The 13,717-nt window shown below is 71.7% G+C and carries 8 protein-coding genes and 1 pseudogene; 5 read left to right on the top strand and 4 right to left on the bottom strand.

Translation table 11 applies throughout. From position 1 onward, the window contains the following. Positions 1 to 64 precede the first annotated feature (64 nt). Together ACTWPP_RS00800 and ACTWPP_RS00795 are read left to right on the top strand one after the other, a co-directional pair. On the top strand, positions 65 to 949 hold the full coding sequence (locus ACTWPP_RS00800; RefSeq protein ID WP_443102058.1) for a sigma-70 family RNA polymerase sigma factor: 885 nt from the start codon (positions 65 to 67) through the stop codon (positions 947 to 949). 86 nt (positions 950 to 1,035) lie between these two features. Then, a complete protein-coding gene (locus tag ACTWPP_RS00795) occupies positions 1,036 to 1,977 on the top strand; it encodes a threonine/serine dehydratase (protein ID WP_443102057.1) in 942 nt (313 codons plus the stop codon). Between the two features lie 15 nt (positions 1,978 to 1,992). Here ACTWPP_RS00795 and ACTWPP_RS00790 read toward each other — a convergent pair whose 3' ends face one another. Together ACTWPP_RS00790 and ACTWPP_RS00785 are read right to left on the bottom strand one after the other, a co-directional pair. Continuing rightward, a complete protein-coding gene (locus ACTWPP_RS00790; protein WP_443102056.1) occupies positions 1,993 to 3,330 on the bottom strand; it encodes a serine hydrolase domain-containing protein in 1,338 nt (445 codons plus the stop codon). A gap of 123 nt (positions 3,331 to 3,453) precedes the next feature. Continuing rightward, positions 3,454 to 4,395, bottom strand: a pseudogene (locus ACTWPP_RS00785) (RNA polymerase sigma factor); the annotation flags it as partial. 166 nt (positions 4,396 to 4,561) lie between these two features. Between ACTWPP_RS00785 and ACTWPP_RS00780 the strand changes: the two are divergent. Then, entirely contained in the window at positions 4,562 to 5,245 is a 684-nt protein-coding gene (locus ACTWPP_RS00780) for a TetR/AcrR family transcriptional regulator (RefSeq protein ID WP_443102055.1), read from the top strand. Between the two features lie 83 nt (positions 5,246 to 5,328). Here ACTWPP_RS00780 and ACTWPP_RS00775 read toward each other — a convergent pair whose 3' ends face one another. After that, positions 5,329 to 8,703 carry a pyruvate carboxylase gene (locus tag ACTWPP_RS00775; RefSeq protein ID WP_443102054.1) on the bottom strand — a complete coding sequence of 1,125 codons (3,375 nt, stop codon included), beginning with the start codon at positions 8,701 to 8,703 and terminating at the stop codon, positions 5,329 to 5,331. Between the two features lie 272 nt (positions 8,704 to 8,975). On the opposite strand from ACTWPP_RS00775, the gene ACTWPP_RS00770 reads away from it, so the two are divergent. Next, positions 8,976 to 12,440 (top strand): AAA family ATPase, encoded by a 3,465-nt coding sequence (locus tag ACTWPP_RS00770; RefSeq protein ID WP_443102053.1) that lies wholly within the window; start codon positions 8,976 to 8,978, stop codon positions 12,438 to 12,440. 278 nt (positions 12,441 to 12,718) lie between these two features. Then, on the top strand, positions 12,719 to 12,901 hold the full coding sequence (locus tag ACTWPP_RS00765; RefSeq protein WP_443102052.1) for a hypothetical protein: 183 nt from the start codon (positions 12,719 to 12,721) through the stop codon (positions 12,899 to 12,901). Between the two features lie 93 nt (positions 12,902 to 12,994). Here ACTWPP_RS00765 and ACTWPP_RS00760 read toward each other — a convergent pair whose 3' ends face one another. Beyond that, positions 12,995 to 13,621 (bottom strand): TetR/AcrR family transcriptional regulator, encoded by a 627-nt coding sequence (locus ACTWPP_RS00760; protein WP_443102051.1) that lies wholly within the window; start codon positions 13,619 to 13,621, stop codon positions 12,995 to 12,997. Positions 13,622 to 13,717: the final 96 nt, after the last annotated feature.

Genomic DNA, 13,717 nt, shown 5'->3' with positions numbered 1-13,717 from the left:
CGTCACATCGACGCCTTTTCGTCGGTCATAGGGACTGACAACCCGCGACGCGAGGGTGTGACGCATGAACGACGAGGAATTTCTGGCCGCACGTTTCGAGGGGCACCGGCCCCACCTCCGGGTGGTGGCGTACCGGCTTCTCGGATCGCACGGCGAGGCCGACGACGCCGTCCAGGAGGCGTGGCTGCGGGTCAGCCGTTCCGGCGCCGATGAGGTGGAGAACCTGCCGGGCTGGCTGACCACGGTCGTCGCCCGTGTCGCGCTCAACATGCTCAAGTCGCGTTCCGCACGGCGTGAGCGTCCGCTGGAGGACCCGCCGCACCCCGCGCCCGCGGACGCCGACGGCGGCGGCGGGCACGATCCGGCAGGCCGGGTGCTGCTCGCCGACTCGGTCGGCCTCGCGATGCTCGTGGTGCTGGACACCCTCACCCCGGCCGAGCGGCTCGCGTTCGTGCTGCACGACGTGTTCTCCGTGCCGTTCGACGAGATCGCCCGCATCCTGGAACGCAATCCGGGGGCCGTCCGGCAGCTTGCCAGCCGGGCCCGCCGGCGCGTGCGGGGCGCCTCCGGCCCCTCGACCGCCGACCCGGCCCGTCAACGCCACGTCGTCGACGCGTTCCTGCTGGCCTCCCGGCAGGGCGACCTGTCCGCGCTGATCTCCGTCCTGCACCCGAACGTCGTCCTGCGAGCCGACCCGGCCGCCGTGGACGCCGGCATTCCCGAGGTCGTCCGGGGCGCGGCCGATGTCGCCGGCACCTTCTCCGGCCGCGCCCAGGGCGCGCGGCCCGCCGGCATCGACGGGGTGCCAGGCCTGGTGTGGACGCAGGGCGGCCGGTCCCGCGCGGTGTTCGCCTTCACCGTCATCGGCGGGCGCATCACCGAGATCGATCTGATCTTCGATCCCGACCGCATCGCCCTGCTGGACATCCGGATGACACAAAGCGGATGAGCACGTGCCGCGCTGGGACTCCGTAACGCAACATGCCCCAACCTCTACGTTGGTACTGATGGAGGCCGGAAACGGAGAGGAAACCCGTGATCGCTCATTCGGACGTCCAGGCCGCCGCGGGACGCGTGGCGGGCCACATCCGCCGCACGCCCCTGCTCGAAGTCGACCCGGCTCCCCTTGCGCCCGCGGCACGGATGTGGCTGAAGCTCGAACTGACGCAGCACACCGGGTCGTTCAAGGCGCGCGGCGCGTTCAACCACGTCCTGGCAGCGCGGGACTCGGGACGGCTGCCGGACACCGGGATCGTCACCGCCTCCGGAGGCAACGCGGGTCTCGCGTTCGCGTACACGGCGGCGCAGGCGGGCGTCCCCGCCGAGGTGTTCGTGCCGGAGACCGCGCCCGCGGTGAAGGTCGCCCGGCTCCGCACGCTCGGCGCCACCGTCGTCCAGGTCGGCACCCGGTACGCGGAGGCGCAGGACGCCGCCACCAAGCGCGCCGCCGACACCGGGGCGCTGTTCTGCCACGCCTACGACCTGCCCGAAGTGTGCGCGGGCCAGGGCACGCTGGGCCTGGAACTCCTGGAGCAGACCGGCGGTGAGATCGACACCGTCCTGCTGGCGGTCGGCGGCGGAGGGCTGATGGCGGGCGTCGCCGCCGCCCTCGACGGCCGCGCGCGCGTCGTCGGCGTCGAACCCGAGCGGATCCCGACCCTCGAACGCGCCCTCCACGCGGGCGGCCCGGTCCGCGTGGACGTCTCCGGGGTCGCCGCCGACTCCCTCGGCGCCAGCCGGCTCGGCGGCATCGCGTTCACCGTCGCGTCCCGCGCCGGCGTGCTCCCCGTCCTGGTCACCGAGGAGGCGATCGTCGAGGCACGCCGGTTCGCCTGGGAGGAGTACCGCCTGGCCGTCGAGCACGGGACGGCCACCGCCGTCGCCGCCCTCCGCTCCGGCGCCTACCGCCCGTCCCCCGGCGAGCGCGTCGTGGTCGTCCTGTGCGGCGCCAACACCGACCCGTCCGACCTGGCCTGACGCGCCCGCGCCGGGTCAGGACGTGGTGCGCAGATAATGGAGCGGCAGCAGCCGGACGGGCCGCTCGCTCTCCGGCTCGCCGGAGTGGGTCGCGGCCTGGCTGCCGCAGAGGGCCTCCACGACGTGCGCGCCGAGCGCGTTGTCGATCGGGTGCGGGACGGGGATGCCCTTGGCGTCGAGCTGCTGGTACTTCGTCAGGTTGAGGGCGAGGGAGACCTGGCGTGCCCCGCCCTCGGAGGTCAGCGACTGGGTGCCGGCCCCGAAGACGGCGCCGTCGTGGCCCCAGAACGTCCCGCACGGCAGGGCGAGCGCGTAGAGCCCGAGGCCGTAGTTCATCAGGACGTTGCCGTCCGCGTCCTTCACCGGGACGGTTCGTTTCATCTGGGCCAGCGCGTCCTGGCCGATGAGGCCGCCGGTGAGGAGCTCGCGGTAGAAGCGGTTGAGGTCGCCCGTCGTGGAGACCAGGGCGCCCGCCGTCCACGCCCAGCTCATGTCGTAGGTGCTGTAGTCGCGGGGCGGTTTCACGTGCTGGTAGAGCGATTCGTACATCCGTGCGTGCGGACCGGGAATCCATGGGCTGCCCGGGAAGCCGGTGTGCTTCAGCCCGGCCTTCTCGATGACGTTGCGGGTGATGTACTTCTCCGCCTCGGTTCCGGTCACCTTCTCCAGGAGCCGCCCCGCGATGATGTAGTTGGTGTTGGAGTACGACCAGCGCTCACCCGGCACACCGGTGCGCGGCGCTCGCAGCCCCCATTCGATGAGCTGCTCCGGCGAGACGTCGCGGAAGCGATGTTCGTCCAGGCTCTCGGGTGACAGGTCGTTCAACGACGGGAACGCCGAGCCGACGTAGTCGCCGATCCCGCTGGTGTGGTTGAGCAGCATCCGCACCGTGACCTGCGCCCCGCGCCGTCCGGGGACGAGGCCGGGCAGATAGTGGCGCACCGGTGCGTCGAGGCCGATGCGGCCCTCCTCGACCTGCTGGAGGACCGCCGTTGCGACGAACGTCTTGGTGATGCTCCCGACCCGCTGCCGCATGTCCGGTGTGACGGGACGCCCGGTCCGGACGTCCGCGACCCCGGACGCCCCGGCCCATGTGGTGCGGCCGTCCCGCGCCGCCGAGAACAGCCCGTACATGCCGGCCTCGTGCGTGGCGTCGAGGGTGGCGCGCAGCTTCGCCGGGTCGAACGGCCCGGTCGACGGACCGCGGGCACCGGCCGGGAGGGGTGCGGCGGGCGCGGCGGCGGCCGGTGCCTGGGCCAGCGTCATCGTCAGCGCCACCGCGGCGCCCGCGGCGGCGCCGCGGGCCGCTCCGGTGCCCGTGAGCCGCGCCCGCCGTCGGAACCGCCTCGCCATCGCCCTCTTCTTTCCAGCCGTCTGACACGTCAGAAGAGAGTCTGCTCGCAGATCATCCACGCTGTCATCCCACCGCGAGATGAGTTCGGTCTCGTTTTCGCGGCGGGGAGGGCGGCCCGCGGGTCAGCCGAGCAGGTCGGCGAGGGTCTCCCGGCGGGACGGGTGACGCAGTTTGTGCATCCCCTTCGACTCGATCTGCCGGATGCGCTCGCGCGTCACCCCGTAGACCTTGCCGACCTCTTCGAGGGTCTTGGGTTCGCCGCCGGACAGGCCGAACCGCAGCGAGATCACGCCCGCCTCCCGTTCGGTGAGCGTCTCCAGCACCGCGTCGAGGCGTCCGCGCAGCATCGAGGACGCGACGACGTCGGCGGGGTCGCCGCCGTCCGGGTCCTCGATGACGTCGCCGAGTTCGCCGTCGCCGTCCTCACCGAGGGGGGTGTGCAGGGACAGCGGCTCGCGGGCCTGGCGGCGCAGCCATTCGACCTTCTCCACGGTGACGTCCAGTTCGACGGCCAGTTCGCGGGACGTCGGCTCGCGGCCGAGGTCCTGCATCATCCGCCGACGGACCCGCGTCATCCGGTTGAGGATCTCGACGACGTGCACGGGGATGCGGATCGTGCGGCTCTGGTCGGCCAGCGCGCGGCTGATCGCCTGCTTGATCCACCAGACGGCGTAGGTGGAGAACTTCAGGCCGCGGCGGTACTCGAACTTCTCGACGGCGCGGATGAGGCCGAGGTTGCCCTCCTGGACGAGGTCGTTGAGCGGCAGGCCGTGGCCCATGTAGCGCTTGGCGAGCGAGACGACGAGTCGGAGGTTGGCCTCGACCATGTGCGCCTTGGCGCGGCTTCCGTCGGCGGCGATCCACTCCAGGTCCCTGCGGTCCTGGAGGCTGAGGTCGTCGCCGAGTGCGGCGAGGCGCTCGCGGGCGAACAGGCCGGCCTCGATGCGCTTGGCCAGGTCGACCTCCTGCTCGGCGGTGAGCAGCGCGGTGCGCCCGATGCGGGAGAGGTAGTCCTTCATCGGGTCGACGAGGTTCACGGTGGCGCGGGGGGATGCGCTCTTCGCGTGGCTGGCGTTCAGGGCGGTGTCCTTTGCTCGTCCGGTTGCTCGTCCGGCCGGGAGGGAACGGCTCACGCGATCTCGGTACCCGGCAGCCTAGCGGCATAAACTTAGAATCGACCTAGACATGTGTCAACTACAAATTTAGGTCGAGCTGTGAAAGGATGCCCGCATGGGACTGCGGGAGATGAAGAAGCAGCAGACGAGGGAGAACATCTCGCACCAGGCGACGCGCCTCTTCCTGCGCCACGGCTTCGACCGGGTCACGATCGCCGACGTCGCCGCGGCGGCGCAGGTGGCCAAGATGACGGTCACCAACTACTTCCCGCGCAAGGAGGACCTGGCCCTCGACCTGCATGAGACGTTCGTCTCGGGGCTCGCCCGGACGGTCGCCGACCGCGCCCCCGGCGAGTCGGCGCTCGCCGCGCTGCGCCGGGGTTTCCTCCACGCGGTCGACCGGCACGACCCCGTGATCGGCTTCTCCGGCGCCGAGTTCGCCCGCATGATCACCGACAGCCCCGCGCTCGTGGCCCGGCTGCGGGAGTTCCACGAGGAGCGTGAGGCCGCCCTGGCCGCCGTCCTCGCCGAGGAGACCGGCGCCCGCCCGGACGACGTCCTCCCCCGTCTGGTGGCCGCGCAGCTGGGCGGCGTCCACCGCGTCCTCTTCCAGGAGACCCTCCGCCGGACGCTGGACGGCGAGGACGGCGTCACGATCGCGGCGGCCCTCACCGAGTCGGCAAGGACGGCGTTCGACCTCCTGGAACCGTCCCTGCGCGACTACGCAGTGTTCACCGCGCAGCCCTCGGCGCCGGGCGCTCGGGCGCCCACCTTCCGCGGGCGGCGCGGCGGTCACTAGCATCGCTCCGGCTCGCCTTGCGGCTCGCCGCGCGATCAGATCCGGCTTCGCACGCGATCGCGGCGCCTCGCGGTCGTTGACGGCTAGCTCTGGACCACCAGCAGGAGGTCGCCGGCCTGTACCGGGGTCGTTTCGGGGACGGCCAGCCGGGTGACCGTCCCCGCGACGGGGGCGGTGATGGCGGCCTCCATCTTCATCGCCTCGATGGTGGCGACGACGTCACCGGCGGCGACCTCGTCGCCCTTGGACACGCGCAGCGTCACCGAGCCGTCGAACGGGGCGGCGACGTGGCCGGGCTCGCCGGGGTCGGCGCGCTCGACGGGCGGCGTGTCCGACACGACGGACTTGTCGCGGACGGAGAGCGTGCGGAGCTGGCCGTTCACGGTGCAGATGACCTGCCGGACGCCCGCCTCGTCGATGGCGCCGACCGCCTCCAGGCCGGCCAGCACGCGCACGCCCGGTTCGAGGTCGAACGCGACCTCGTGACCTGTGCGGAGCCCGTAGAGGAACGGGCTCGTGGGCAGGACGGAGAGGTCGCCGTAGGCCGCGCGGGCTTCGCGGTACTCCCTCGCGGGGCCGGGGAAGAGGAGCCGGTCCAGGGTCTCGCGCACTTCAGGCCCGGCCAGGGCCTTCTCCTCTGCGCCGTCGAGTTCGGCTCGGGCGGGCGTGTACTGGCGCCCGGCGAGGGCCTTGGTGCGGAAAGGCTCGGGCCAGCCGCCCGGCGGGTCGCCCAGTTCGCCGTTCAGGAACCCGATGACGCTGTCGGGGATGTCGTAGCGCTCCGGGTTCTCGGCGAAGTCGTCGGGGTCGGCGCCGGCGGCGACCAGGTGCAGGGCCAGGTCGCCGACGACCTTGCTGGACGGGGTGACCTTGACCAGGCGCCCGAGGATCGCGTCGGCCGCCGCGTACAGGCGCTCGATCTCCTCGAAGCGGTCGCCGAGCCCGAGCGCCACGGCCTGCTGCCGCAGGTTGGACAGCTGCCCGCCCGGGATCTCGTGCCGGTAGACGCGCCCGGTCGGCGACGGGAGGCCCATCTCGAACGGGGCGTAGAGCCTCCGGACGGCCTCCCAGTACGGCTCCATGACGGTCAGCGCGTCCAGGTCGATGCCGGTGGCGTGGTCGGTGAAGTCGGTCGCGGCGACGATCGCCTGGAGGGGCGGCTGGCTGGTGGTGCCCGAAAGCGGCGCGGCGGCCCCGTCGACGGCGTCGACACCGGCTTCGATGGCGGCGATGTAGGTGCCGATCTGCCCGCCGGCCGTGTCGTGGGTGTGCAGGTGGACGGGCAGGTCGAAACGCTCGCGGAGAGCCGTGACCAGGGTGCGGGCGGCGGGGGCGCGGAGCAGACCGGCCATGTCCTTGATGCACAGGATGTGGACGCCCGCCTCGACGAGCCGCTCTGCCAGCCGCAGGTAGTAGTCGAGGGTGTAGAGCCGCTCGTCCGGGGACGACAGGTCGCCGGTGTAGCAGAGGGTTCCCTCGACGAGCGCGTGCGTCTGGAGCGCCGCGTCGATGGCGGGACGCATACGTTCCACGTCGTTGAGCGCGTCGAACACTCGGAAGATGTCCACCCCCGTACTGGCGGCTTCACGAACGAACGCGCGGGCGACCGAATCGGGGTACGGCGTGTAACCGACGGTGTTGCGGCCACGCAGAAGCATCTGGATGCACAGGTTCGGGGCGGCCTCACGGATCGCGGCCAGCCTGTCCCAGGGGGATTCGCCGAGGAAGCGGAGCGCGACGTCGTACGTTGCCCCGCCCCACGCCTCCACCGACAGAAGCTGCGGAGTCATGCGGGCGAGGTAGGGCGCGGCGGCGAGCAGGTCGTAGGTACGTACTCGCGTGGCGAGGAGAGACTGATGAGCGTCCCGGAACGTGGTGTCGGTGACGGCCAGGGCGCTCTGGTTCCGGAGCTCCTCGGCGAACGCGCGCGCGCCGAGAGCCAGTAGCCGGTCACGGGAACCCTGCGGGAATGGGCCGTCCATGGCCGGCGGCGGCAGCTTCGTCGCCGGGTCGAGGTCGGTGGGCGCGTCACCGTACGGCTTGTTGACGGTGACGTCCGCCAGGTACCGGACGAGCCGCGTCGCGCGGTCACCGCTCGACCGGGCGGTGAGCAGCTCGGGGTGCTCGCCGATGTAGGCCGTCGAGACGCCGCCCGCGCGGAAGTCCGGCTCGTCCAGCAGCGCCTGGAGGAACGGGATGTTGGACGCGACGCCCCGGATCCGGAACTCGGCGACGGCCCGGCGCGCCCGCCGCACGGCCTCCTCGAACGTCCGGCCGCGGCAGGTCAGCTTGACCAGCAGCGAGTCGAAGTGGGGGCTGACGATCGCGCCGCCGTAGGCCGTGCCGGTGTCCAGCCGCACCCCGGCGCCGCCCGGCGACCGGTAGGCCGAGATCTTGCCGGTGTCGGGCCGGAAGTCGTTCGCGGGGTCCTCGGTCGTGATACGGCACTGGACGGCGAAGCCGCTGACCGTCACCTCGTCCTGCGCGATGCCGAGTTCGGGGAGCGTCTCGCCGCCCGCGACGCGCAGCTGGCTCTGCACCAGGTCGATGCCGGTGACCTCCTCGGTCACGGTGTGCTCGACCTGGATGCGCGGGTTCATCTCGATGAAGACGTGCTCGCCCCGGTCGTTCACGAGGAACTCCACGGTGCCCGCGTTCTCGTACCCGATCTCATGGGCGAACGTCACCGCGTCCTCGCAGAGCCGCCGCGCGACGTCCGGGTCCAGCTCCGGGGCGGGCGCGATCTCCACGACCTTCTGGTGGCGGCGCTGCACCGAGCAGTCACGTTCGCGCAGGTGGACGATCTGGCCCGCGCCGTCGGCGAGGACCTGCACCTCGATGTGGCGGGGCCGCTCCACCGCCTGCTCCAGGAACACCGACGGGTCGCCGAACGCGCTCTGCGCCTCGCGGCGCGCCGCGTCCACGGCGGCCTCCAGGTCCTCGCGGTCGTCGACGCGGCGCAGCCCGCGCCCGCCGCCGCCGGCCGCGGCCTTCACGAACAGCGGGAACCCGATCTCGTCGGCCGCCTCCAGTTCCGTGCCGACCTCGGGCGTCGCCGAGCGCAGCACCGGCAGGCCCGCGCGCCGCGCCGCCGCGACCGCCTCGATCTTGTTGCCCGCCAGGCTCAGCACGGCCGACGGCGGGCCGACGAACTTGATCCCGTTGCGCTCGCACGCCTCCGCCAGCTCCGGGCTCTCCGACAGGAACCCGTAGCCGGGGTAGACGGCGTCGGCGCCGACCCGCAGCGCGGTCTCCACGATCCCGTTCACGTCCAGGTAGGCCCGGACGGGGTGGCCGTGCTCGCCGATCTCGTACGCCTCGTCCGCCTTCTGCCGGTGCAGGGAGAACCGGTCCTCGTGCGCGTAGACGGCGACGCTGGCGATGCCGAGCTCGTAGGCGGCGCGCAGCGCCCGCACGGCGATCTCGCCGCGGTTGGCGACGAGCAACTTTGTGATCAAGGTTTCTTCTCCCAGGAGACGGCTCGGGCGCGTCCGCCCGCACCCGACGACCTCGGCGGTGAGCGGGACCTGTCCGGCGGGCGAACCGAATCTTCGGATACCTACCCAGTTGAGCGGCTGGGACAGCCTCGCGGGCCGCCTCGAACTTGTGAACAAAGTGATAGATGGCGTCTTGTGGTCAAAATGCCGCGTAATTCTCCGCGTCCGCGCGTTCGTCGGTCCCCCTCGTTAGGCTGTTCGACCCGGGTCGGTGTGCTTTAGAGGGGAACATTGTGCGGCTGCCGGAACATCTGGAACTTCTCGTGTCCGAAGAGCCCGTCCTCGACCTGTACGCGTTCGGGCCCTGGCGCGTCCCGGACGGGCTGTACGACGAGATCCGCGACCGCATCGACACCCTCGTCAAGGATCCGCGCTGCGTACCGCTGACCACCGGCCAGCACGGCATGATGACCAGCCCGGCCCCGCTGGTCGCCGCCGAGATGATCGGCCTCCTCGCCTACCTGCCGGGCGCCTCGGCCCTCTACTCCGGTGCCTTCACCGACCTGTACCACGAGTTCTTCGGTCGCTACATGAACAAGCCGAAGAACGCGAAGCACAAGCGGGGCGCCTGGAGTGCCCCGCAGGGCGACTTCCGGTCGTTCGAATGGCTGGAGGACTGTGGCGACCAGGACCTCGCGCTCACCCTGGCGCGCGAGTCGCTCGGCGTCTTCCAGGGCCTGGAGCCGTTCGAACGCCGCCGCCAGGCCCTGCTGAAGCTGTACGACAACCCCCCGGCCGGGAACTGGCTCGACCTCTCCCTGGAACGGCGGCGGGACCTGTGGGCGGCGCAGGCCGACGACGACGTCATCGCCGCCCTGCCCGAACTGGCCGGGCCCATCGGCCACCTGGAATGGGTGTGCTCCGGCCTGCTGCCCGTCCACGAGCACCTGCGCGAGATCGCCCCGCACGGCGAGACCGCCGACGAGCTGCTCGTCCACCTGCTGTTGCAGGCGGGGAAGAAGCAGGTTCCCGCCGAACTGTCCGTCGTCCTCACCGAGGACCGGTACGGCGAACTGCTCGGACGGTTCGAGGACAGGCGCGGCTCGTTCGACGCGAACTCGTGGTCGCTCGACGAGTGGGCCTGGCTCGCGCGGGGCCTCGGCGCCGGAGCCATCGACGCCTGCCGCGGCTGGCTCGACATGGCGATACGCTTCACCGCCAGCGTCCAGGGGCTCCCGGACCCGCCGGCCAGCCCCAATCCCGCGTGGGTCCCCGTCGGCGGGTTCCAGCAGGACGTCCACCGGCTGTTCGCACCGCGCCGCCGGATCGCCAACCCGCTCGCCGCGAACCTCGGCACGGCCCCGTCCCAGCCGCGCGGCGCCCGTGCCCGCGCGAAGGTGGAGACCGACCTGGTCGGCCAGCCGGACGTCGCCGCCGCGCTGGAGAAGATCGCCACCGGACCGGGACCGGTCCGGCTGATGATCGTCGGCCCGGACGGCACCGGCAAGCGCGACGCGGCCCAGGAGATCGTCCGGCTCGTCCAGCGGCACGGCCTCGCCGACCCGCCGCTGTGGCTGTCCGGCGACTTCTTCGCCGCCAAGGAGGTCTCGGCCGCCACCGTGCATCTCTACAACGACGCGCGCGACAGCGCGGGCGTGCGGCTCATGGTCATCGACGGCCTCGACGACATGTCCCGGGACGACCGGAGCGGCGAGGCCATCCTGGAGCAACTGCACCGGGCCCTCGACGTCCACGACGACCTGCACGTCGTCGCCTTGTGCGAGCCCGGCGGCGACGACCGGATCCGCGAGGTCAATCCGGCGCTCGCATTGCGGTTCCCGGTCGTCCGCACGCATCCCTTCACCGCCGAAGGGCACGCGGAGCTGTTCAATCGGGCCATCCAGCAGCGCGGGGCACGCGCGCATAAGCGCGCCTTGACGGCCGCCGGTCAACTGCTCGCCGGCACGACGCCCGTCCGGAACCTGCGGAACGCCCGCCTCGCCCAGCGCCTCGCCGACATCGTCGTGGAATCCGTCCGCGAACGGACCGAACCCGGCGAAGAGCTCGTCGTCAAGCGTCCCGACATACCCGACTCGTTCGACTCCCCCGGCGCCGACCCCATGGCGGAACTCGACGCCCTCACCGGCCTCGGCACCGTCAAACACGAGATCGAGCTGCTGGTCGCCGGCGCGAAGGCCACCAAGATGCGCCGCGACGCCGGGGTGCCCGTCCCCGCCGCGCCCGCCAGGCACACGGTGTTCACCGGCAACCCCGGCACCGGCAAGACCGTCGTCGCACGGCTGTTCGCCCGCGTCCTCAAGGACCTCGGCGTCCTGACGTCCGGGCACCTCGTCGAAGCGACCCGCTCGACCCTCGTCGGCACCTACATAGGCGAGACCGCCGTGAAGACCCGCAACGTCGCGCGGCGCGCCGTCGGCGGCGTCCTGTTCATCGACGAGGCGTACTCGTTGATCCAGGAAGGCGTGGAGGAGGACTACGGCCCCGAGGCCATCGCCGAACTCCTGAAGTTCATGGAGAACCACCGCGACGACCTCGTCGTCATCGTCGCCGGCTACGAACGCGAGATGCGGCGGTTCATCGCGTCCGATCCCGGTCTCGCGTCCCGCTTCCCCAGCACGGTCCGCTTCCCCGACTTCACCGACGCCGAGCTCATCGAGATCTTCAACAATCAGGTGGCGGCCTCCGGCCTGGAACTGGAGGCGGCCGCCCGCGACAGGGTGGCCGAACTCCTGCGCCGCGCCCCGCGCGGCCGCTCGTTCGGCAACGCCCGCGCCATGCGCAACCTGTGCGAACGCGCCACCGCCCTGCAGGCCCGCCGCGTGACCGCCCTGCGCAAACCCACCCCGGACGACCTGGCCGCCCTGCTCGCCGAGGACATCCCCGACACCCTCTCCGGCGCCGCCCGCGTCCGGCCCGTCACCGACCCGCTCGCCGAACTCGACGCCCTCATCGGCCTCGCGGACGTCAAGAAGGAGGTGCACCGGCTCGCCGCCGAGGCCCGCGCCACCGACCTGCGCCGCGCCGCCGGCCAAGCGGTCGGCGTGCCGACCCGGCACATGGTGTTCACCGGAAACCCGGGCACCGCCAAGACGACCGTCGCCCGCCTCGTCGCCTCCGTCTACGCGGACCTCGGGCTGCTCTCGTCCGGGCACCTCGTCGAGGTCTCCCGCGCCGACCTCGTCGGCTCCTACACCGGCCAGACGGCCCCGCGCGTGCGGGCCGCCGTCGAACAGGCCCTCGGCGGCGTCCTGTTCATCGACGAGGCGTACTCGCTGACCGGCGACGCCTACACCCAGGAGGCCGTCTCCACGCTCGTCCAGCTCATGGAGGAGTACCGCGGCGATCTGGTCGTCATCGCCGCAGGCTACGAGCGGGAGATGGAGGCCTTCCTCTCCGCCAACTCCGGGCTCGAATCCCGCTTCCCGAAGCGCATCGCCTTCCCCGACTACTCCGAGGACGAACTCGTCGAGATCTTCGCGCATCTCGCCGCCGCGGAGGGTCTCCAGCTGTCCGCGGACGTCCCCGCGCGCCTGCGCGACCTGCTCCGCGACGTGCCCCGCGGAGCCTCGTTCGGCAACGGGCGGCTCATGCGCAACCTCCTCGACGGCGCCCTCGCCGTCCAGTCCGAACGCCTCACGGCCTCGTCGGACGCGTCCGAACTGTCCACCCTGTCCGCCGCCGACCTGCAGCCGGCCAAGCCCGGCTCGTCCGACGAGGGACCGGGCCTGTACCTCTGACCCTGACTTCCGACCGCGCTCATCCGACCGCGCTCGGCGGCCGCCGTGCTCAGCGGCGGCCGCGCCGTATGAGGACGGTCACCAGGGCCGCCGCGTTGGGCATGCGACCTGGACAGCTGTCGAGCTGAACCGTTCGGGCGTGGACGGGGCCGGATCCGGACATCCGCATAAACGGAACGATCACTCGGAATAAGGGTAAAGATCTTGCGGTTGCAACCACCGTGCGAAAGCCCGCGATCCGGGTAGCACCCCCAGTCAACGACCCACGGAGGTGAACCGTGCCGAGCAGCATCCCCAGAACCCGCACCGGCCCCGTACGCGAACACCTGAAGACGACGTCGCTGCGCGCCCTCGCGGTCGCGGCAAAGCTGGAACGCAATCACGCCCAGGAGGGTCCACCGGGCAACGCGAACGGCCGGGTGGAGCGCGACGCAGAGCGTCGGACGCCCGACCCGGCCTGACCCCGTCCGTCCGGCCGGACCCCGGCCTGGCATCCGAGCCCCCGTGCATGCCACGGGGGCTTCGGCCTTTCTTCGGGAGGTCTGGGCGGGTCTCTAGGAAGTGGCCACGTCGAAGAGTGTGCGGACGGCGGCCCGCGCGCGTTCCGCGCCCACGTTGTCGACCATCGCGGTGAGGTGTTCCGCGCTGAGGACGGCCAGCAGCGCATGCGCCAGGGCGTCCCCATCGGCGACGATCTGGTCGAGCAGGATCGTCACGTGCCGATGCCAGAAGCCATAAGCGCCGATGCGGTACCGCGCACCTGGGGAAGCCGTTTCCGACATGCGGACCAGGGACAGGTGGGCCAGCACGTAATCCATGTAGGCGTCGGCGAAGGCGTGCAGACGTTCGGACGGGGAGACCGCCGAGCCCGCACCACCCGGCCCCAGAGGGGACGGGCCGGACAGGATCGCGTCCTGCAGGTCGCGTTCACGTTCGTCCAGGAGTGCCACGGCCAGACCCGCCTTGTCGCCGAACCGGCGGAAGAGGGTTCCCTTGCCGACTCCCGCAGCGGCGGCGACCGCGTCCATCGATACCGACGCGACACCGTGCCGGGCGAAGAGCGCCGCGGCGGCTTCGAGCACCTTCACCCGGTTGCGCGCGGCGTCCGCACGCTCCTTGGGCGGCGGCGTCCGCATCAACTCCAGGTCGACGCTCCTCCCGCCGGCCGGACCACGGTCCATCACCGCATCCCTCCCTCCGCACTAATCGGACTGTAGTCCTCTTATTTCGGTTTCGCCATACCCCTTGATCAATTGCTTTGCGGCGCACCTACCATC

Source organism: Actinomadura sp. 3N407 (assembly GCF_052245875.1).
Classification (GTDB): Bacteria; Actinomycetota; Actinomycetes; order Streptosporangiales; family Streptosporangiaceae; genus Spirillospora.
Note: the sequence above shows the minus strand (reverse complement) of the source record. Positions and strands in the feature narration are given on the sequence as shown.